Consider the following 19,343-nt stretch of genomic DNA (forward strand, 5'->3'; position numbering starts at 1 on the left):
TGCTAGCCGGGCTGAGTGAGAAGTGGCGAGTGATTACTTCCTGCGGCGAGCGATCAAGCCAAGACCGACCAAACCGATCATGGCCGAGGTGCTTGGTTCAGGAATCGCAGAGACCGTGAAATCCGCAGAAACTTCATCAATGCGAAAATTGGCCGTAGCGCTGTTGTGGGCAGACACGGTGAAGGTACTGACAGGAGAAGCGAGAGTCTCTGTGCCAGAGTTTGCTGTTAGGGCGCTGCCGTCTGCACCATCAAGTGAATAGAGCTTGGAGCCTCCACCGTTGTTGATTCCAAAGGCGGTGAAGCCATCAAAGTTAAGACTCGCAGCTGGGCCGGAGGTTTGGGTGATGTCTGACAGAGTAAAGGTGACATTACGTGTCTGGTTGTTATCAGAGCTCATCACAATGCCTGCGCTGTTCCAGAACAGCCCGTCATTGCCATTGGTGGCTGTTGAGCCGGAGATGCCTACGAGGTTGATATGGGCGGTGAAGATGGCTCCAGTGTCTGCGCTATCATCAATGGTGACCAGATAGGTCAGAGCTTCAGTCTCTGTATCAAAGACCTCTCCGCTGACGGGAGCAGTCGCATTGACTAAATCTCCAGCCGTTGTGTCATCGATCGCTTGTGAGAGAGAAATCGTGGCTGCCTGGCTGACCACGATACCGAGGGTTGAGCTAACAAGTGTAGCTAGTATGGTTCGTTTCATTTCAGTGTGTGTAATTGAGGTAGAGGCGACCCAACTCTAATGAGCTGAATACGCCTACCATTAGATGACCTGAAATGCGTTTGTATTACGCGAAGTGGGTTATTTTTTTGGAAAGCCTACTTCAGGGAAAGGGTACTTCCTGAAACTTGGAAATGATCTGAGAAATTTCCTGTGTTTTCGTCCATGTAGCGTAGGCGCCCTGAATTCCAGAGATCTTCGAAAGTAAGGCCAGTACTAGCGTCGGAGATGTCATCGGTCACCGTGAGCGTACCGTTGGAGCCTGTCTCGAAATTGATGTAACCTAGCTTAGCCGAACTAAACTTGAGCAAGGCACAGGTGACATCACCGGCGCTTTCTTCCTCGAAGTTGATGATCGCTGTATCGGTGTGGTTGGATGAATCGTGGAGGTAGATCTGGTTGCCTGAAACATCCACAGTGCCACCTGAGATGTTGAGTACCGAGTCGGTCCCCATGAAGACAAGTCCGGTAGATCCAGCTGAAGAGGATAGATCTAACAGTCCGCCTACGATGTTAAACTCGACGCTGCTGATGTTAGAGTTTTGGCCAAGACGGAGCACGTGAGAAGTGGTGCGTCTGAAGATGCCCCCGACCAGCGTGTATTTTGTGCTGCCATCGAAGGCTTGGGAACTGGCTGTGCCGCTGTTTATGAGAATGGTTCCTGCTAGTTGAGTGATGACCTGTCCGTTGAGCCCGCCACCCATGGTTCCGCTGGTGATATCCAGCCCGATAGTGCCGGGTACTGCTGAGCTGGGCGCTCCATTTGACCAGTCTGCGCTGCTGGATCCAGAGATGTTGCCGCCCTCGATGAAGTCGGTCGATCCGGTGACCAGACTTTCCTCGGCTTTGACCCGGTAGAACATCTTAGGAATGCCCAGGAAGGTCAGGCTACCCAGATCGCCGATTTCAAAGTTCAAAAGATTGCCGTTGCCGTGTTTGGCGCTACCCACATCGGTCCAGGACCCGGAACTCATGTCGGGGGATTCCTGCATGGTGAAGAAGATACGGGACTGGGATTTCACCTGGAGGTAGTGTTTGCCATCATCTTTTTTGAGGATCTTGGAGTTAAGGTCTTCATTGACGGTGGCAGTACTCGGATAGCTGCCGCTGGCCATGGGAGTGCCTTGTGCCGGGTAGTAGGTGTCGCCTGTCTCTGTGCGCCACTGATCGATGGTATCTTCGAGGTCCGTCCGGATGGCTGCAAAGGAAGGGTTGTCTACCTGATTGGTGAGTTCATAGGGATCGTTATCCAGATCATAGAGTTCTCCCGTGTACATCTCATTTGGCGTGACGTCACGATTCACCCTGAGGATAAGCTTGTAGGTCACTCCTCCGATTTTTTTGACGATACCTCGCCATCCGCTGGAATAGCCGTTGCCCTCGTTTTCCCCGTAGACGGGGGTATCGGGGATGGAGTTTCCATAAAGTAGTTGGGATTTGTCACTGCCAGATACAGAGTCGGGAATATCGAGCCCGCACATACCTAACAGAGTGGGCATGATGTCGGTGGAGCTGAAAGCCGTGTCACTGACCGCACTGGCTGGGACATGTTGAGGCCATCTTACGAGGAAGGGAATGCGCCAGGATTCATCTTCCGGCTGACCTTTGCGGACGTAGCCGTGAGATCCCATCATTTCGCCGTGGTCCGAGGTGAAAACGACGATGGTGTCCTCGGTGAGTCCGAGGCTTTCCAAGTGATCTGAAAGGCGCTTGAACTCATAGTCGAGTGCGGTGCAGAGACCATAGTAGTTCGCCAGCGCAGACATGTTCGAGCTGTCTGTGTTGTTAGGGCGGGCGACGAGCGAAGTCGCATTGTAGGTATCGAACGGGGCCGGAGGGGTGAAAGGGTCGTGTGGGGGGCCGAAGTTGAGCCAGATGAAGAAGTTCTCCCCGTCGTGGTTTGCTTGGTGGTCTGTCAGGTAGTCCATGACGAGATCCACCTGGCGGTGAGGCTCGAAATCCGCCAGTTGCTCATCCAGGGTGCCTGATGGGTTTGCGGTTGGGACGGGTATTTTGCTGCCGTCGTCATCCAGCATGAAGGATCCGTTGTAGTAGGAATGCCCGCGGTTCATGCCGTCCCATTGGTTAAGGCCACGGCGGCGCCAGTTCTTAGGTACCCATCCGGCAGCGGGGCTACCTGACGTGCCTTTACCACCTCCATCCATATGCCATTTTCCTACGTAGTAAGTGCGGTAGCCCGCATCATTGAAGACGTCGGACATGCAGGGGATGTCTGGCGGAAGCATGAGGTTGTTATTGAACATGCCCGTCTCGTGAGGGTACTGGCCGGTGATGATTGCCGAGCGGTTCGGTGTACAGACAGGTTTGGTGGCAAAGCAGCGATCAAGCCGCATGCCCGTCTCACCAAAGGACTTCAAGTGAGGGGTCTGCAGTAGCTGGGTAGTCTGGTAAGTGTTGTCATTGCTAGGACCCATTTCCAGTGCAGAGGCGCGCCATTGGTCGGCGACTACCAGCACGACATTTGGCTTCGTCGAGCTGGAGGGTGAGTCATGGTTTGCCTTGGCTTTGGTAGAGAGAGCTGCCGCGCCAGAGGCTCCGAGATATTTGATGAAATCACGTCTAGATGGCATGAGAGTAGTGTGTGTTCTACCCTTTAAATGTATGTGATTTACTAAGTATTACAAAAATACGGCTTGGTCATGAATGGAGGTGATCAGGCATTCGCCGGATCGAGCAGGGAATCGAGCTTCTCTTTGCTGATTCCTAGCTGGTTCAGGTTCTCCAGGCAAATGTCACGGACGGTACGCTTTTCCTGCATCGCTTGCTTGGCGATCTTTGACGCTTGATCGTAGCCGATAATCGGGGCGAGGGCGGTAACCATGGCCGTGGAGCGTTCGATCAGTTCGGCGCAGTGCTCTTTATTGGCCTGGATGCCTTGCAGGCATTTCTCCCTGAAAGCATGCATGGCGCTGGAGAGCAGGCTGGTCGATTCCAAGATGGTGTAGGCCATCAAGGGCATGAAGGTGTTCAGGTTGAGTTGCCCACCGGCATTGCAGTGCTCAACGGTGCTGTGATTGCCAAAGACCCTGGCACAGACCATGGTCAGGGATTCACACATCACGGGGTTGACCTTGCCGGGCATGATTGAGGAGCCGGGCTGGGTGGCTGGCAGGGTGATTTCTCCAAGACCACAGCGTGGTCCTGAGGCCAGAAGTCGTAGGTCATTAGCCATTTTGAAGAGGGCGGTGGCTAGGGTATGCAGGGAGGCGTGGGCGTGCACCAGGTCATCCTTCGAGGATTGCGCCTCGAAATGATTTAAGGCCTCGCGGAAAGGAAGCTTGGTGAGATCGACTATCTCCTCGGTCGCCATGCGGGCAAAGCCATGTGGGCAGTTGATTCCAGTCCCTACGGCGGTTCCTCCTAATGGAAGCTCATAGAGGCCGTGCATGGCTTCCTTGATCCGGTCGATGGCTTTTTCCAGCTGGCGGGCGTAGCCGGAGAATTCCTGACCAAGGCGCATTGGGGTGGCATCCATCAGGTGCGTGCGGCCAATTTTATAAACCTCGTGAAAAGCGTGGGCCTTCTCCAGTAGGGCACCGTGGAAATGGTGAAGCTCCGGCAGTAGCTGGTGCTGGAAGGCGAGGGCTACGGCGATGTGGATGGCAGTAGGAAAAGTGTCGTTGGAGGACTGCGATTGGTTGACGTGGTCGTTCGGGTGGATGGGCTTCTTAGAGCCAATTTGCTCTCCGGCGAGTTGGCTGCAGCGGTTTGCAATGACCTCATTCATGTTCATATTGGTCGAGGTGCCGGAGCCAGTCTGGAAAATGTCCACGGGGAACTGCGCCGCATGCTGGCCATCGATGATCTCATTAGCCGCCTGGCAGATGAGTTCCGCGTATTCCTGCGGAATGATATCGAGCTTCTCATTCGCTTTGGCCGCAGCGAGCTTGATGATGGCAAAAGCTTGGATGATGTCAGGAGGTACAGGAGTGCCACTGATGGGGAAGTTTTCGACGGCGCGTTGTGTAGAGGCTCCGTAGAGCGCTTCGGATGGGATGCGGACTTCGCCGAGTGAGTCGGATTCAATGCGTGTCTCTGACATAGTAGGCTATTCTAACACGGCTTTGGGTGCGAGCGAATGGAGAATTTCATGAATCTGGTATTGGTTGACGGGCTGCTTATGCCGTGGCTGTATGTGTGCGTGCAGCAGCGTGACGCAGAACAGAGCCTGAGCGAGGCAGGAGCATTCTTGTGCCAGATGGCTCAGGAGGGGGGAGAGGTGTCTGCTTCACGTATGGATGATGTTAAGTCCCAGCTTAGTGAGCAGGGATGGTGGCGGATGAACCAGCAGGAGCTGGAGTGGGCAGGCAAGTGGGCCTGGCGCAACAGCGAGAAGTGCATCGGGCGTCTTTTCTGGGAAAAGCTGGAAGTGGTGGATGCTCAGGATGTCACCAGCGCCGCTGAGGTGTTTAAGGCCTGTATGCAGCATTTAAGGAAGTCGACCAACGGGGGGAAAATTATCCCGATGGTAACCTTCTTCCCGCCGAAAAGGGCAGACGGTTGGGAGATCAAGATTCACAGTCACCAGCTTGTGCGCTACGCGGGTTACCAGCTGGAAGACGGCTCAGTACTGGGCGATCCGGATCAGGTGAAGATGACCCAGTGGGCGATCGAGTTGGGATGGCAGCCGCCAGCAGATAAAAGCCAGTTCGATGTCCTGCCTCTGATCATCGAGTATCCCGGTGAGGGCGTGAAGTGCTTCCCTGTACCTCAGGATGCCGTGCTGGAGGTGCCGATCATTCACCGTGATTTTGATTGGTTTGCTGAGCTAGGGCTCAAATGGCATGCCCTGCCGGCAGTTTCCAACCGGGTGCTGGATGCTGGGGGGATGCAGTTCACGGCGGCGCCTTTCAGTGGCTACTACATGGGCACGGAGATTGGTGCGCGTAACTTCGGGGACACCTACCGCTACAACATGCTCAAATCAGTGGCCAAGATGATGGGGCTGGATACCAGCAAGGGGGACAGTCTCTGGAAAGACCGGGCGATGATCGAGCTGAACTCGGCGGTGCTCTACTCATTCCGTCAGGCGGGGGTGACGATTGTTGATCACCACACTGCTTCGCGCCAATTTTTACAGCATATCGATAACGAGGAAAAATGTGGGCGCACGGTGCCAGGTCAATGGAGCTGGATCGTTCCTCCTATTTCAGGGTCTGCTTGTCCCGTGTATCACCGGGGGTACAGTAAGGAGCGTCCAAAGCCTCGCTTTAGAGGATAGATGATGATAGGGCTGTAACTTGTTAGGGGAAGGTGCCTATTTAGTTCGTAAAAGGAATTTAGAAGTGTAGTGAATTCAATGATGTCGAGAGAGTGGTTTTATATGTCAGCAGGCCAGAAGCATGGGCCGTTTGAGGAGAGTGAGCTGAAGTCCAAGTTGGTCAGAGGCGATATACGCTTTGATGTGCTAGTGTGGAGCGAGGGGATGAGCGGCTGGAAGAAAGTGCAGGACATTCCTGACTTTAAGGATGTCGAACGCAGTCTCCCCAAGGCGGTGATCCCTGCTAAAAAGATTCCTCCGAAGCCCGTCGAGCAGGCAGCAGGCCCAGTCATGGGGAGTGCTACGGAGCCTCAGGAGAGTAGTCCGGGTGCCAGGATCCCAGAGAGACGGGAAAGCAGGAGGAGAAGCAAGCCTCAGACTGGTAGCCCTTATGTGCCAAACTATCTGGTGCATGCGATTTTTTGTACGATCTGTTGCTGCCTTCCTTTTGGGATTGCAGGGATCCTCTATGCTACGAAAGTGGAGACTTATGTTAGACTGGGGATGATGGACGCCGCCTGGGATGCATCCAACAAAGCCAGGATGTATTGTCTGACCTCGATCATCAGTTCGGTCGTCGTTTTTGCTCTCTATTTTTTGATCGGGTTTGCACAGCTATGATCTATGTTGAAGGCGTTCCAAGTCCTGAGTGAGCATTGGAGGAAACTGTGCCTGGCGGTACTTCCGTTAGGCTGTGCTGTAGTCGCTTTTCTGGTGTACACCAAGAGTGTGCTATTGCCTCCTTGCTTGTTTAACCAGTGGACAGGTCTTCTCTGCCCGGGCTGCGGTATGACCAGAGCGTCTCATTCCCTTCTTCATGGCGAGATCGCAGCAGGTTTTGCCTATAATCCGCTGGGGGTCGTCTTATTGCCAGCGCTTTTATATGGCGTCGGGCAAGAGTTGATCGCGTGGGCTTGGGAAAAGCCTGAGTGGCGCTTACGGCTTGGGGCCAGGTTGCCACTCATCATGGCCATCCTCGTGGTAGGCTTCGGCATTCTCAGGAATCTTCCTGGCTTTGATTTCCTGAGGCCGTGATAGACTACTCAGCCTGTTGCGCCACTAGCTTGAAGTGGCAGGTGGCTTTGTAGAGATTGAGTAAGCCTTTGTCGTAGCTGTCTCTGTCAGGGTTTCTATTTTTTAGGAACTGATTGAATGCGTTCAATGCAGATTCATACTGACCAGACTGCATATTGGCCAAAGCCTGGTAGTAAAAGGACTTCGCATAAAAAGTGTTAGAGTGGGAGCGCTGCAAGTGGTGAACGAGGTATTGGCGAGTTCAGCGTAGTGCTGTTTTTTCTCGGCGTTAGCTACCTTGGAGAGTCTGAGCTCGCAGAATCCTTTGTTGTAGTGGATGATAGCTACTTGGTGATTCTTTCTGTTCTGCACGATGCCAGCCGCTTTCTCAAGTAGCACCTGAGCGTCACTCCACTCCTGCTTTTTCATGTGCTCGAATGACTTGAGGACCAGGTTGTCGAGGTTTTGGGCTTGGGTAGAGCACGCCATGCCGAAGACAGCTGCTGCGATAATGAAGAGGGTTTTGATCTTAGCCATATGGTAAGAACGGCTGCCACTACAGATCTCTTAGATCTGGGCAAAAAAATGGGCGGCTCAGGCCGCCCATTGGAGAAAAGAGTGGTTAGTCCAGTAGTTCCGACAGTAAGACAGCTCCTAAAAGTGTTCTGTTGTCGGGGTGAACTCTGACGATACGATCATTCAGAAGGTAGTAGCGGTATGGGTCGTCGCCGTATCTGATACGCTTGTTAAGGTCATCAGGCAGTGGTACAAGCTGTTTCCAAAGATTGTCTTCAAAGCGGTAGCCTGGAACTAACTTCTTCTGCCAGCCTGGAGGTAATTCACCACCGCGTGCTACCTTCTTGGCTAGTCCCGGAGGTAGTCCTTTCGTGGAACGGTAGGGACCAAAGTAGTCACGCAAGACCACGACATTGTCGTCGTCGAAGTGCTTAAAATGCTTGTGAGCTTTCTTGTCTCCGTGATCATGTTTGCCTTTGCCGGCGTGGTCGGGCTTACCCTTGTCCTTGCCTTTGCCAGCGTGACTGGGCTTACCTTTGTCTTTACCTTTACCTGCATGGGAAGGCTTGCCTTTGCCTTCTTTGTTAGGTCCTTTTCCCTTGCCTGGTTTTGCATCTGCGAGGGGGGACGCAATGAATGAAGTTCCACAGAGTAATGCGATACCAGCGGCAAGCGGAGTCATAGTTGGGAATTTCATAACAACTTACTCTAGCATGCCGCCAGTTTGACGCAATGGAATTGTCTAGCGGGCCATCCAACCACCATCGACTAAGAGGATCTCCCCATTGACATAATCGGAGGCCTGGGAGGCGAGGAAGACGGTAGGTCCCACGAAGTCCTCTGGCTTGCCCCAGCGTCCGGCCGGGATGCGGGAGAGAATTTGTTCGGAGCGAATCGGGTCGTGACGCAGTGCCTCCGTGTTGTCCGTGGCGATGTAGCCGGGGGCAATGGCATTCACATTGACCCCCTTGGAAGCCCATTCGTTAGCGAGAGCTTTGGTAAGCTGGCCAATGCCGCCTTTGGAGGCTGCGTAACCTGGAACGGTGATGCCACCTTGGAAGGTAAGCAGGGAAGCGGTGAAGATGATCTTGCCTGATCCACGCTTGATCATCTCAGCGCCAAACTCACGGGAGATGATGAATTGTGAGTTGAGGTTTACATCAATCACCTTGTCCCAGTATTCATCTGAATGCTCTGCTGCGGGGGCACGCAGGATGGTGCCGGCATTGTTTACCAGGATGTCTGGGGCGTCGTGTTCATCGAGCACGGTTTCAATAAATTTCTTTAAGCCATCTCTGTTAGAGAAGTCGCACTGGTAGGCGGTAAATTTTCTGCCAGCAGCGGTGACTGCTTTTTCCGCGTCAGAGCCTGAAGTTTCCAGAGAGGCGGATACGCCGATGACGTCTGCCCCCGCTTCGGCGAGGCCTTTAGCCATAGCGAGACCGATGCCGCGCTTGCAGCCAGTGACGAGAGCTGTTTTTCCTGATAGATCGAATAGTTTCATAGATAGTAGATCGTTGCTGTTTACTCAAAAAGTGATGGGAGCCAGAGGGAGATGCTGGGAATGTAAGTAATGGCTACTAATACCAGAATCATGGCGATGTAGAAAGGAAGCATCGCGCGGGATACCTCGGCGATCTTGGCTTTGCCCACTGAGCAACCGACGAACAGGCAGGTGCCTACGGGTGGGGTGCAGAGGCCGATGGACAGGTTGGCAATGAGCAGGATGCCGAAGTGAATCGGGTCCATGCCGAGGTCGATCGCTACCGGCAGGAAGATCGGGGTGAAAATCAGGATCGCTGGAGTGATGTCCATGAAGGTTCCTACTAACAGCAGGGCTATATTGATAATGAGCAGAATGACGATGGGGTTGTCAGACAGAGAGAGTAAGGTGGCGGAGACAAGCTGAGGCACCTGCTCAGCGGTGAGGAGCTGGGACATGGCTGACGAGGCTGCCACCAGAAAGAGAACCACGCCTGTGGTGCGGGCCGAACGCGCGATGACCGCTGGTAGCTCTTTGAGAGAGATTTCCCGATAGCAAACGCAGGCGAGCAGCAGTGACCAGACTACAGCGATGGCAGAAGCTTCTGTCGCTGTGAACCATCCTGCGAAGATTCCGCCGAGGACGATTACCACGAGCATCAGAGAAGGAAGTGCAGAGAGGAAGGCGGGAACAAACTCGACTGTCTGGCCCGTAGTGTCCTGCCCATAGCCTTTCTTCTTACAGACGATGAGGCAGGTCACCATCAGGACGAAACCGAGTAAGAGACCGGGAACAATGCCCGCGAGGAAGAGGGATGAGATAGAGACTCCAGATGCCACCACAGCATAAACGATCATCGAGTTGGATGGCGGGATGAGGAGACCTGTGATGGAGCCGGCGGTGGTGACGGCCACGTTGAAGTCCTTGCCGTAGTTCTTCTTGTTCATTTCAGGAATGAGCGTGTTGCCGATGGAGGAGACGGCGGCAGCAGCGGAGCCCGAAATGGAGCCGAAGAGCATGCAAGTGAGAGTATTGACCAGTGAGAGACCGCCGGGAATACGGCCCACCAGGGCTGAGGCGAAGTTGATGAGCCTGCGTGCCAAACCACCAGCTCCCATCAAGTCACCAGCCAGAATGAAGAATGGAATCGCCAGCAGGGAGAAAGAGGAGACGGAGTTCGCCATGTCACTGGCGATGTTTTGCAGGACATCCGTGTCCCCAAGCGAGATCGCAGCGAGCAGCGTGGCGATGCCCACGGCAAAGGCGATGGGGACTTCCAGCAGAAGGAGGCAGATGAAGGCGATGATGAGGATGGCGAGGAACACAGTGAGGAATTCTTTTTAGGAGTTTTCCACGTCTGAGACCGTGGAGTGTGGCTGCGCTTTTCCATCTTTCTTGGGCAGAAGATTCGCAAGGGCAGATAGGCAGATGAAGACACCAGCGATAGGCAGTGAGAGATAGAGCCAGCCCTTGGAGATGCCGAGGGAGGGCATGAGTTGCCCCATAGAAAAGCGTTCTAACATGAGATTGGTCCCGCCGTAGAGGAGGACGGAGGCTGCAAAGACCAGGATCAGGAAATGGCTGATGAAGAGAGCCATTCTTCTGGTGGCGTCATCAAACTTCTCCACCAGAATGTCCAGTCCCAGGTGTGAGTTCTCCGCATAGGCGAGCGCCCCACCGAGCATGACTGTCCAGACCAGCATGAATTCGGAGAACTCCGAAGTCCAAGTGAAAAGCTTGAGAATGACCATCAAGACAGTCACGAGCAGGGAGGTCAAACAGACCGCGCAGATGATACGGAGGAGCTTGAGCATTATTGGGTGGACTTGATTTGTTCTGCTAGAGTCTTCACCTCGCCTTTCATGAACTGAGAGGAGGTAGCGGACGCCGCCTTTTCAAATAGGGCAGGGTCAGGTCTGTGAATCGTGACTCCTTTCTCTTTCATCGCTTCAGTTGCGAGATCGGATTGTTCCTGCCAAAGTTGTCTCTGGAAGAGTGAGGACTCACGTGCGGCTGTTTTGATCCACTCTTTCTCCTGGTCTGTGAGCTTGTTCCAGGTCTTGGAGGACATGGAGAGGACGTCAGGAATACGGGAGTGATGATCGAAGGTGAAGTGCTTGCAGACCTCCCAGTGGCTGTCCTTCATGAAAGTGGGCGGGTTGTTCTCCGCGCCCTGGATATTACCGCGCTGGAGGGCTGAGTAGATTTCGCCACCCGGCATAGGTTTGGGAGTAGAGCCAAAGGTTTCCATCATGGAAATGGCGACCGGGTCTTTCATCACACGGATGGTCATGCCCTTGAGGTCTTCCGGTTTGGTGACAGGCTCTTTGGTGTAGAAGTTACGTGAGCCTGCGTCATAGAAGCAGATGCCTTGGATGCCAGAGGGTTTGCCTTCGCCTCGGTCGGAGAGCTTGTCGAGCATGCCTTGGCCCACTTCACCATCGAGTACTTTCCAGTAGTGCTCGCGGTCACGGAAGAGATAAGGGAGGGAGAAGACCTGCATGCGGGGAACGAAGTTGGCGATCGGGCCAGCAGATGTCTTGGCGATATCGATGGAGCCGGACTGAAGCTTTTCCAGGTACTGGGTCTCTGAGCCCAGTTGGCCGGATGGATAAATGGTGCAGGTCATCTGGCCTCCGGAGAGGGCTTCCAGCCGCTTGGCGAAGCGCTCGATTCCCTGATGAACCGGATGAGAGGTGGGCAGGGTATGGGCAATGCTGAGTTCTCTTTGCTGGCTGCTACCGGTAGAGCTGCTTGATAGCTGCTGTTTTCCCAGATAGGCGAATAAACCGGACGCAAGCAGCGCGCCCAGGAGGATTCCTAGGATGAGTTGGGATTTTTTCATAGTGAGTGATAGAGGGTGGCCGGTGATAGACGGCCGGGTTGGGTTTGCACCCTTCCGATCCCGCTGGAAGGGTGCTGAGAAAAGGGATGCTTAGCGCAGATCGGTGATAGGGAATCCGTCCATATCATCGAAGCGCTGGTTTTCACCGCCCATGCCCCAGACAAAGGCGTAGGAGTTGGTGCCCGCACCGCAGTGAATGGACCAGGATGGTGAGAGGGCGACGTGCTTCTCCTGCATCCAGAGCACGCGAGTCTCCTGTGGTTCACCCATGAAATGGGCAACCTGGTGACCTTCTGCGATGTCGAAGTAGCAATAGACTTCGGAGCGGCGATCGTGAGTGTGCGGAGGCATGGTGTTCCATACGGAGCCGTTCTTGAGCACGGTGAATCCCATGACAAGCTGGCAGGAACGGATACCGTTCTCATGAATGTACTGGAAGAGGTGACGCTCGTTTGCATCCGCCTGTGATCCTAGCTCGAGCTTGTTGGCATCTTCGATCTTGGCGTGGGTGGTCGGGTAATCCGCATGCGCCGGGTAAGACAGCAGATAGAACTGAGCTGGGCTGCTGGCATCGTCTGATGAGAAACTGACTTCCTGGGAACCGCGGCCTATGTAGAGGCACTCGCGGTTTGCCATCGGGTAGCTAGTACCGTCTACAGTGATGGTACCGGCGGCGCCGAGATTGATGACGCCAAGCTCACGGCGTTGGCAGAAGAAGTCAGCACGGAGCTGGTCACCTGCGGGTAGGGGTAGTGCAGAGTCAGTCGGTACAGCGGAGCCTACAATGGCGCGATCGAGATCGGTGTAGGTAAGCTGAAGCTCACCAGCTGTGAAGAGGTAATCGAGTACGTACGAGTCACGGAGATCCTCGGTACAGAAGTTTGGATAAGTCTCGATGGAAGATGTGCGATGGTTATTCATAAGTGTTAGGACAGTCTATCAATAGAAGTTAGCGGAGTTCGTGTGAAGTAGAAGTTGCCGCGAGGGAGAGGATTTCCTTTTTTGAGCAGAGGGTAGAGTCACAGGGGGTGGACATGGTCAGCACGGCATTGGCGCAACCAATATTCGCTGCTTCATCAGGTGCTTTGCCGTGCATTAAACCATAAATCATGCCAGCACCAAAGGCATCTCCTGAGCCAATGCGGTCAAGAACCTGGGCATTCTTGTATTGGTCGGAGTGGTAAATCTCTCCGTTGTGCCAGACCTTGGCGCAGTAGTCGTGCATTGAGGCGGAATGAATGACCCGTGAGGAGGCTGCGATGGTCTTGACGCTCGGTAGCTGCGCAGCAGTATCTTCCATGAGGGAAATAAGCTCCCTGCATTCCAGCGGAGGGTGTGCCTCATGAAAAATCGGGGAGACTCCGAGGAGGACATCGGTGTGCTGAGCCATGGCCCGGTTCACTTCCGCTGCGGCCTTCGGGCCACCACGGCTCATCCAGAGTGATTCCCTGTAGTTTGGGTCGTAAGAGGTCGTGATGCCGTGTTTTCTGGCGCATTGGATGGCTTCCAGTGCGAGTTCAGAAGTGGACTCTGAAAGTCCAGCAAAGATGCCGCCGGTGTGGAACCAGGTGATGTCGCCAGAGGAGAAGAGGGTGTCCCAGTCAAAGTCACCGGGAGCCAGCTGAGCCGGTGCCGAATGGCCGCGGTCCATGGTGGCTTTGGGTGAGCGGTAGCCGAAGCCGCGCTCTGCAAAGTAGAGCGGGTTGCGGCATTCGCGGCCAACGCCATCGAACTTCCTCCAGATGATGTTCGAGGTGTCTACCCCCGAAGAGAGGATCAAATGATGTACGAGGTGGCCGATTTCATTGTCGACCATGGCCGTGGCGATCCCGGTGGATTCGCCAAAGGAGCGAGACAGGGAGCGAGCGATATTGTATTCGCCGCCACCTTCGCTGAAGTGAAACGTTTTGGCTGCTCGGAGCGGTAATTCGCCGGAGCAGAAACGAAGCATGATTTCGCCTAGTGAAAGAAACATAAGTGTGGGAAGAATCTAAAATTAAGTTGCTGAACTGAGGGTTGCGGCTTCGCGGACGAGGGCGCGGATTTCGTCGAACCTTTCCTGCTGGAGCAGATCCCTAGGGACCATCCAGGATCCTCCACAGGCTCTGACGCAGGGGAGGGAGAGGTACTCTCCGACATTGGCGGGAGTGATGCCGCCTGTGGGCATGATCCCGATTTCGGGATACACCGAGGTGATGGCCTTGAGCGCTGAGGCTCCGCCGAGTGCTTCAGCGGGGAAAAACTTCAGCAGATTCAGGCCGTATCTCATGGCTTGGGCGATTTCAGATGGCGTCGCGATTCCCGGAATCACTGGAACATCCGCCCTCTGGCAGTACTCGATCACCTCGCAGTGAAGGGCTGGAGACACAATAAACTTCGAGCCTGCATGGTAGGCAGCCTCGGCTTGCTCTTTGGTGATAGCTGTTCCGGCACCGACTGTGAGGCCTTCCAGTCCGGCCATGATCTCCAGACTTTGTAGCGCCGCTGGTGTGCGCAGGGTAACCTCGGCTACTGGTAAATTCTCTTCGAGTAGAATTTCTCCCAGAGGTTTGGCTGTCTCTGGATTATCGATGATAATCACTGGGACGATTTTTGTTGGTAAATCAATGGTCACGGGATTGTCGGGTGGAAATCGGTGTTACAGGTTTTTGTGTAAACGAAGGTCTTGAAGATGTTAAGCATTTATTAATTCATAATACAGATTTTTGAAGGTTAGGCTATTTTTTGAGGGTAATTTTAATAAATTGCGTCAATTTTAGTAGATTTACTGCGTCGAATATGGCACAAATCATTTCATGGATGAGAAAAAGCGCATCGCGATTATTTTTGAGAATTCCTATGAGAGGCCGTTCAAGCTGATCAACGGTATCCTCTCATTACCAGGACTTAGGGACAAATGTGCCTTCCGCAGTTTCCCGCTGTACCAAGTTCAGAAAGACGATGTGTTTACGGACGAATGGCAACCGGATGGTATTCTCACGATGGTCAGTGAAGAAGATAATGATCCCAATGGATGGATCCAGCACTTGGATGTGCCGGTGGTAAACCTCATTCATACGCGCCACCATCTGCATCCTTCCATTGCAGCGGACTATTCAAGTATCGTTGATGCGGCGATGGATCACTTCGGCGCGATCGAATGTGAGGAAATTCTTTATGCCGGAACGAAGGGGGGACCACTACTTGGCCTTATTGATAAGCTGTTCAGGACACGAGCCGAAAAGAAAGGGATCCGCTATCATATGCTGGAGTTTCCAGAGCAGCTGGATGCCTCAGATGCTGCTGATCTGGAAAGCATCGTGCCAGGTCTGCGTGAGTTGCTTGAGAACGCAACAGGGAAGATTGGGATCTACAGCACGCATGATCGCCGCGGTCGTGTGATCAATGACTATGTGATCAAGCAGGGCTACAGTGTCCCGAACCAAGTGGCGATTCTCGGATGCTTTGATTCTGTGGATGCCAAGCTTTGCGACCCACCACTTTCCAGTATCATGCTGCAGGATAAAGAGCAGGGATCCACTGCGATGGAAATGCTCTACCGTCTGATTACCGGCCAAGAGCTTGAGGAGAGAAATGCGGTGATGCCCGTTCTGGGTGTCCGTGTCCGTGGCTCTACCGTGGGGGATGAGGCCAATGATATCGAAGTCTTGAGGGCGAGAAACTTGATTCGCGAACGGGCTGCAGAAGGGGTTACCGTGGATCAGATCGTGGATGAACTGAATGTTTCCCGCAGTACCTTTGAGAAACGCTTTTCCGCCCTTACTGGAAGATCCCCAGCCCAGGAGATCCGCAAGGTCAGACTGGAACTGGCGAAAGAGCATTTGCTCACGACGGATCTACCTCTGACCCAGATCGCACCCAAAGTGGGCTTTATGGATAGACGTGCCTTCATGGTCTTCTTCAAGCGTGAAGCTGGTATGACTCCGGGTGCTTTCCGCGATGCCCACCGATAGTAGAATGTCTGCCGAGATTTCCAGTGAAGCCCGGATCATGGAGGTGGTTTGTGCCGTTCTCTTCGATCAGCAGGGGAAGGTTCTCGTTTGTCAGCGTCCTGAAGGTAAGATGCTGGCTGGAAAATGGGAATTTCCCGGTGGCAAGGTGGATGCTGGCGAGAGCTTTGAAGAGGCTTTACATCGTGAAATGCATGAGGAACTGGACTGTGAGGTGCTGATACGCAGAAAGTTATCTCCTGTCCTTCATGCTTACGAGTCACTGACGATCCGCTTGCATCCTTTCGTATGCAGTTTGGGTGAGGACCTGCCGAGAGCTTTGGAGCATGCTGCGATCTCTTGGGTGGAGTCATCGGAATTGAACAACCTGGACCTGGCCTGCGCAGATCGGGAAATCGCCAATGAGTTGCTGCTATCCTCGTAACTTCCAGTATTAGAAAAATCTACAAATTTCCGCATTAGTGTAAAAAAGTTTGCACTGTTGACGTATATGAATTCTACTTGCTATTGAGAGATATCGCAGGTAACCCAATTTCAATCAGTTATGAACCAGCCAGAGTTTGATCAACTAAGCCGTCGAGAAAGAGAAGTCATGTACTTGGTGCATGAACACGGAGAGGTCTGCGCGGAGACGGTGAAAAACGAGATTGAGACACCGATTTCTTATTCTGGTGCACGCCGCTATCTTTCCATTCTCGAGGAAAAAGGATTCCTCACCATGGAGAACAGAGGAAACAAGTACTTCTACAAACCTGTCGCGAACACGACAGAGGTGGGCTTGAAATTCATGAAGAAGATCTTTGGGTCTTTCTTTGCCGGCTCTCCAACCCTTGGTATTGCTACTTTCATGCAGAAAGAAGGTGGTAAGCTTGATGACCAGGAACTTGCTTCTCTTGAAAAACTTCTTCAGGATGTTAGTTCTGAAGATGATCAAGCGTAGAATCCTAGGTGCCCAGTGACCCATACCATTGGCTGGTCCTGGTTGCCCTGAAAGCTCTCGTAATACTGCCGCTGGTATTACTAGCTGTCTGGGCCTCCAGACGTACATCAGCATCCGTCATAAGCCTGCTATTGGCTTGTGCAGTAATCTATGTCCCCTTGAGCCCGTTTTTGGATGGGCTGCTGCCTCACATCACGCTGACTATCCCGTTTTTGAAGCACACGGGAGCCTTTCCTGATAATATTCCGGTACTGGAGGAATTCGAAAGGAACAACCCGATGCCAGCAAACCCGGCAGAGATCATCTTTCAGGGTGCCTCGTCGATTAATCCTGGTGATGTGATTCTGGCGATCTGGCTGCTTGGTGCCCTTGTGTTGTTGGTGACGAAATTATGGAGATCGATGAACACCAAGCTATGGTTCATCGGTTCGCGTCCTGTGGCAGATGGAGAGTGTACACTGCATTGCTTGAAGCGTTTGTGTTCCAAGATGGGCATTAAACGTGAACCGTGGTTGATGTATAACAGCCGTGTGCATGGAGCTCAGGCGGTGGGCATTCTGAGGCCGGTGATTTTGCTGCCTGAGGGGTTTTCTGCGATGCCCAAGGAGAGCCGTGAGATGGTACTTATCCATGAGCTAGAGCATATTAGAAGAAAGGATGTCTTTGGGCGCTTGTGTCTGGAATTAATCTCAGTTCTGTTTTGGTTTCATCCATGTTTTTGGATCACGCTGCGTCGTTATAATCAGAAGTCGGAAATGGCCTGTGATGATGCCGTGCTCAATGCAGGTTATTCTGCAGCACAGTATGGGGAAGTACTTTTGGCAGAAGGGAAGGCATTGGCCGGCACTGAGGGTGGCGTACCGAAGGAGCTCAAACCCAGAGTGAAGTATCTGCTAAACAAGGCGACGGATAGGCACAGCTTGAGCAAAGCCGCTCGGATGAAGTTTTTTGCCTTGTTCATGTTAGCTCTGGTGCCGATGGGCTTGGTGTCCTTTTCTCCCTATGATGATGAATTGGGGTTTGAGACGATAGCTCCCACTGAAGGTCTGAAGGCAGTATGGCGACTCAACTTAGGCCGAGGCAATATCGTCGTGGATTCCAGTGGTGGAGGGCACCATGGAAGAATCAATGGTGCGAGCTGGGTGAATGATCCAGAGCGCGGGGATTGTCTCTCACTGGATGGGGTTGATGATTTCATCACCTTCCGTGCACCTGATGCGGATTGGACCACAAAGGATTTCACCTTTTGTGTCTGGCTCAAGCCTGCTAGTGGAAGTGATGGCGGGGGGCTACTCTTGCGCGGTGAGTTTAACCAAATCTGGAGTAAGGGGATTGGCACGGAAAGAACCGGCGCTATCAACTATGCCGAAAGGGAAATTATTCTAGCGGGGCCGCGTTATGGACCTAACAAATATTTTCTCTATGACCCAGGCTTGCTTCCCTCATTCAACTACTTCGGCATTGGGACTGCTAGATCCACTGTGGCTCTGCAAGAGGATGAGTGGATGCACTTGGCGATGGTCTGGAAGATCAAAGGTAATGAGGCAAGAACTGAGATGTATTTGAATGGAGAGCCTGTGGAAGTGAAGCATCTGCAGCGGCTCTTCGTCACGGATCTCTCCGATTGGCCTACCAAAACCTGGATGTTTGGTGTGAGTGACTCACCGATTGTCCGGGGGAATAACTATGAGGGCTGCGTGTCTGATCTTGCCATCTATCAGAAGGCTCTGAGCCAGGAGGAGGTCCAGATGGTGAAGAAGGGGAACTTCTCTCTGGAACAGCAGAATTAAATTCATTCGGTAGCGTGGTGCTTGGTGAGCACTGATTTGAGCTCGCGGTACTCCTTCCAGTCGATGCTCTGGTCTGCATCCCTTTTTGCGGCGGCATCAATAAGAATGGCTGCGAGTCTGGTGTGGATCTGGGATGCATAGCTGTCTCCTGCTTCCGAGGAGATGTTTGCCTGTGCGGCATGTTCTTGAGCCAGTTTGATAAGATCGCCTTTAGGGTCATCTGTTATGTGTTTGGGATGTTCGTTGGCCTGTGAATTGAGGCTGGCCATCTTTGGGCTAATGAGTGTTGCCTTTTCTAACTGCTCTTTGAGCTGATTGTATTCCTCCCAGTTGAAATCGTCACCGGATACGGCGGCCTTAAGTTTGATCTGCGCCATCTTCGAATAGATTTGAGCTTTCCGGGTGTCGCCGGATTTCTTGGCTTGCGCGGCTTTTTTCTCGTACTCCTTGGCGGCATTGATGAAGCCGTTTTCGGACTTTTTCGGCTTCTGCTTCCCTTTCTCCGGGCTGAGTCTAGCCTTGAGGGCGTAGTACTCTGTCCAGTCGTAGTCGCCTTGGCTGGTGGCTGCATCCCGTTTGATAGCTGCCAGTTTTCGGTAGATAGAAGCCGTCTCTTGGTTTCCATCTTTGCTAGCCTTTGTCGCGAGCTGTTCGTATTCTGCCGCGGCAGCTAGAAATCCAGATTGGTCACCAGAGCTCTCTGTTGCACTGGAAGTATGGAGGCTCATGCTTGCCAATAAAAGCAGACATAGGAGTGGTATTTTCATGGGGAAATTTTGATTTAATGAGAGAAGAGAGATT

Annotated in this window: 20 protein-coding genes; 7 read left to right on the top strand and 13 right to left on the bottom strand. The window is 53.1% G+C overall.

The genetic code is table 11. From position 1 onward, the window contains the following. Nucleotides 1-33: 33 nt before the first annotated feature. From BUB27_RS04220 to BUB27_RS04230, 3 genes are all read right to left on the bottom strand, one after another. Nucleotides 34-705 (bottom strand): PEP-CTERM sorting domain-containing protein, encoded by a 672-nt coding sequence (locus BUB27_RS04220; RefSeq protein ID WP_143158290.1) that lies wholly within the window; start codon nucleotides 703-705, stop codon nucleotides 34-36. A 116-nt stretch (nucleotides 706-821) separates the two neighbouring features. Continuing rightward, nucleotides 822-3,314 carry a sulfatase-like hydrolase/transferase gene (locus BUB27_RS04225; protein ID WP_143158291.1) on the bottom strand — a complete coding sequence of 831 codons (2,493 nt, stop codon included), beginning with the start codon at nucleotides 3,312-3,314 and terminating at the stop codon, nucleotides 822-824. An 83-nt stretch (nucleotides 3,315-3,397) separates the two neighbouring features. Then, nucleotides 3,398-4,786, bottom strand: a complete 1,389-nt coding sequence (locus BUB27_RS04230; RefSeq protein ID WP_143158292.1) for a class II fumarate hydratase — start codon at nucleotides 4,784-4,786, stop codon at nucleotides 3,398-3,400. Nucleotides 4,787-4,834: 48 nt separating this feature from the next. Between BUB27_RS04230 and BUB27_RS04235 the strand changes: the two genes are divergently transcribed. The 3 genes from BUB27_RS04235 to BUB27_RS04245 all read left to right on the top strand — a co-directional run bounded on the left by BUB27_RS04235 (nucleotide 4,835) and on the right by BUB27_RS04245 (nucleotide 7,039). Next, a complete protein-coding gene (locus BUB27_RS04235; RefSeq protein WP_200797060.1) occupies nucleotides 4,835-5,965 on the top strand; it encodes a nitric oxide synthase oxygenase in 1,131 nt (376 codons plus the stop codon). A gap of 102 nt (nucleotides 5,966-6,067) precedes the next feature. Next, entirely contained in the window at nucleotides 6,068-6,625 is a 558-nt protein-coding gene (locus BUB27_RS04240; RefSeq protein WP_159434796.1) for a CD225/dispanin family protein, read from the top strand. A 3-nt stretch (nucleotides 6,626-6,628) separates the two neighbouring features. Continuing rightward, nucleotides 6,629-7,039 carry a DUF2752 domain-containing protein gene (locus BUB27_RS04245; RefSeq protein WP_143158294.1) on the top strand — a complete coding sequence of 137 codons (411 nt, stop codon included), beginning with the start codon at nucleotides 6,629-6,631 and terminating at the stop codon, nucleotides 7,037-7,039. 123 nt (nucleotides 7,040-7,162) lie between these two features. Here BUB27_RS04245 and BUB27_RS04250 read toward each other — a convergent pair whose 3' ends face one another. The 9 genes from BUB27_RS04250 to eda form a co-directional block, all read right to left on the bottom strand. Continuing rightward, nucleotides 7,163-7,555 (bottom strand): hypothetical protein, encoded by a 393-nt coding sequence (locus BUB27_RS04250; protein WP_143158295.1) that lies wholly within the window; start codon nucleotides 7,553-7,555, stop codon nucleotides 7,163-7,165. 85 nt (nucleotides 7,556-7,640) lie between these two features. Further along, a complete protein-coding gene (locus tag BUB27_RS04255; protein WP_143158296.1) occupies nucleotides 7,641-8,231 on the bottom strand; it encodes a hypothetical protein in 591 nt (196 codons plus the stop codon). Between the two features lie 45 nt (nucleotides 8,232-8,276). Beyond that, a complete protein-coding gene (locus BUB27_RS04260) occupies nucleotides 8,277-9,038 on the bottom strand; it encodes an SDR family NAD(P)-dependent oxidoreductase (RefSeq protein ID WP_143158297.1) in 762 nt (253 codons plus the stop codon). Between the two features lie 20 nt (nucleotides 9,039-9,058). Next, nucleotides 9,059-10,342 carry a TRAP transporter large permease gene (locus BUB27_RS04265; protein WP_143158298.1) on the bottom strand — a complete coding sequence of 428 codons (1,284 nt, stop codon included), beginning with the start codon at nucleotides 10,340-10,342 and terminating at the stop codon, nucleotides 9,059-9,061. Between the two features lie 15 nt (nucleotides 10,343-10,357). Beyond that, nucleotides 10,358-10,831: a TRAP transporter small permease gene (locus BUB27_RS04270; RefSeq protein WP_143158299.1), complete on the bottom strand. Its 474-nt coding sequence runs from the start codon at nucleotides 10,829-10,831 to the stop codon at nucleotides 10,358-10,360. Beyond that, a complete protein-coding gene (locus BUB27_RS04275) occupies nucleotides 10,831-11,862 on the bottom strand; it encodes a TRAP transporter substrate-binding protein (protein WP_143158300.1) in 1,032 nt (343 codons plus the stop codon). Before BUB27_RS04275 ends, BUB27_RS04270 begins: the two co-directional genes overlap by 1 nt. Nucleotides 11,863-11,952: 90 nt before the next feature. Further along, nucleotides 11,953-12,783, bottom strand: a complete 831-nt coding sequence (gene kduI / locus BUB27_RS04280; protein ID WP_143158301.1) for a 5-dehydro-4-deoxy-D-glucuronate isomerase — start codon at nucleotides 12,781-12,783, stop codon at nucleotides 11,953-11,955. 28 nt (nucleotides 12,784-12,811) lie between these two features. Further along, nucleotides 12,812-13,813 carry a sugar kinase gene (locus BUB27_RS04285; protein ID WP_159434797.1) on the bottom strand — a complete coding sequence of 334 codons (1,002 nt, stop codon included), beginning with the start codon at nucleotides 13,811-13,813 and terminating at the stop codon, nucleotides 12,812-12,814. Between the two features lie 45 nt (nucleotides 13,814-13,858). Then, nucleotides 13,859-14,476, bottom strand: a complete 618-nt coding sequence (gene eda / locus BUB27_RS04290) for a bifunctional 4-hydroxy-2-oxoglutarate aldolase/2-dehydro-3-deoxy-phosphogluconate aldolase (RefSeq protein ID WP_143158303.1) — start codon at nucleotides 14,474-14,476, stop codon at nucleotides 13,859-13,861. Between the two features lie 181 nt (nucleotides 14,477-14,657). On the opposite strand from eda, the gene BUB27_RS04295 reads away from it, so the two are divergent. The 4 genes from BUB27_RS04295 (at nucleotide 14,658) to BUB27_RS04310 (ending at nucleotide 18,542) form a co-directional block, all read left to right on the top strand. Beyond that, nucleotides 14,658-15,815, top strand: coding sequence for a helix-turn-helix domain-containing protein (locus tag BUB27_RS04295; RefSeq protein WP_143158304.1), 1,158 nt, complete (start codon nucleotides 14,658-14,660; stop codon nucleotides 15,813-15,815). A gap of 4 nt (nucleotides 15,816-15,819) precedes the next feature. Beyond that, complete coding sequence (locus BUB27_RS04300; RefSeq protein WP_159434798.1) at nucleotides 15,820-16,236, top strand: (deoxy)nucleoside triphosphate pyrophosphohydrolase; 417 nt, start codon at nucleotides 15,820-15,822, stop codon at nucleotides 16,234-16,236. A 120-nt stretch (nucleotides 16,237-16,356) separates the two neighbouring features. Then, nucleotides 16,357-16,752, top strand: coding sequence for a BlaI/MecI/CopY family transcriptional regulator (locus BUB27_RS04305; protein ID WP_143158306.1), 396 nt, complete (start codon nucleotides 16,357-16,359; stop codon nucleotides 16,750-16,752). A 158-nt stretch (nucleotides 16,753-16,910) separates the two neighbouring features. After that, complete coding sequence (locus BUB27_RS04310) at nucleotides 16,911-18,542, top strand: M56 family metallopeptidase (RefSeq protein WP_327289286.1); 1,632 nt, start codon at nucleotides 16,911-16,913, stop codon at nucleotides 18,540-18,542. A 2-nt stretch (nucleotides 18,543-18,544) separates the two neighbouring features. Here the strand turns inward: BUB27_RS04310 and BUB27_RS04315 are convergent, their stop codons facing one another. Continuing rightward, nucleotides 18,545-19,270 (bottom strand): hypothetical protein, encoded by a 726-nt coding sequence (locus BUB27_RS04315; RefSeq protein ID WP_143158308.1) that lies wholly within the window; start codon nucleotides 19,268-19,270, stop codon nucleotides 18,545-18,547. Nucleotides 19,271-19,343: the final 73 nt, after the last annotated feature.

Source organism: Rubritalea squalenifaciens DSM 18772 (assembly GCF_900141815.1).
In the GTDB taxonomy this organism is placed as follows: Bacteria; Verrucomicrobiota; Verrucomicrobiia; order Verrucomicrobiales; family Akkermansiaceae; genus Rubritalea; species Rubritalea squalenifaciens.

Coding starts and splice junctions, on each gene's coding strand:
- BUB27_RS04305 (WP_143158306.1), top strand. CDS start 16,357: ATGAACCAGCCAGAGTTTGATCAACTAAGCCGTCGAGAAAGAGAAGTC.
- BUB27_RS04230 (WP_143158292.1), bottom strand. CDS start 4,786: ATGTCAGAGACACGCATTGAATCCGACTCACTCGGCGAAGTCCGCATC.
- BUB27_RS04220 (WP_143158290.1), bottom strand. CDS start 705: ATGAAACGAACCATACTAGCTACACTTGTTAGCTCAACCCTCGGTATC.
- BUB27_RS04250 (WP_143158295.1), bottom strand. CDS start 7,555: ATGGCTAAGATCAAAACCCTCTTCATTATCGCAGCAGCTGTCTTCGGC.
- BUB27_RS04235 (WP_200797060.1), top strand. CDS start 4,835: ATGAATCTGGTATTGGTTGACGGGCTGCTTATGCCGTGGCTGTATGTG.
- BUB27_RS04275 (WP_143158300.1), bottom strand. CDS start 11,862: ATGAAAAAATCCCAACTCATCCTAGGAATCCTCCTGGGCGCGCTGCTT.
- BUB27_RS04285 (WP_159434797.1), bottom strand. CDS start 13,813: ATGCTTCGTTTCTGCTCCGGCGAATTACCGCTCCGAGCAGCCAAAACG.
- BUB27_RS04225 (WP_143158291.1), bottom strand. CDS start 3,314: ATGCCATCTAGACGTGATTTCATCAAATATCTCGGAGCCTCTGGCGCG.
- BUB27_RS04255 (WP_143158296.1), bottom strand. CDS start 8,231: ATGAAATTCCCAACTATGACTCCGCTTGCCGCTGGTATCGCATTACTC.
- BUB27_RS04315 (WP_143158308.1), bottom strand. CDS start 19,270: ATGAGCCTCCATACTTCCAGTGCAACAGAGAGCTCTGGTGACCAATCT.
- kduI (WP_143158301.1), bottom strand. CDS start 12,783: ATGAATAACCATCGCACATCTTCCATCGAGACTTATCCAAACTTCTGT.
- BUB27_RS04300 (WP_159434798.1), top strand. CDS start 15,820: ATGTCTGCCGAGATTTCCAGTGAAGCCCGGATCATGGAGGTGGTTTGT.
- BUB27_RS04295 (WP_143158304.1), top strand. CDS start 14,658: ATGGATGAGAAAAAGCGCATCGCGATTATTTTTGAGAATTCCTATGAG.
- BUB27_RS04270 (WP_143158299.1), bottom strand. CDS start 10,831: ATGCTCAAGCTCCTCCGTATCATCTGCGCGGTCTGTTTGACCTCCCTG.
- BUB27_RS04260 (WP_143158297.1), bottom strand. CDS start 9,038: ATGAAACTATTCGATCTATCAGGAAAAACAGCTCTCGTCACTGGCTGC.
- BUB27_RS04240 (WP_159434796.1), top strand. CDS start 6,068: ATGTCAGCAGGCCAGAAGCATGGGCCGTTTGAGGAGAGTGAGCTGAAG.
- BUB27_RS04245 (WP_143158294.1), top strand. CDS start 6,629: ATGTTGAAGGCGTTCCAAGTCCTGAGTGAGCATTGGAGGAAACTGTGC.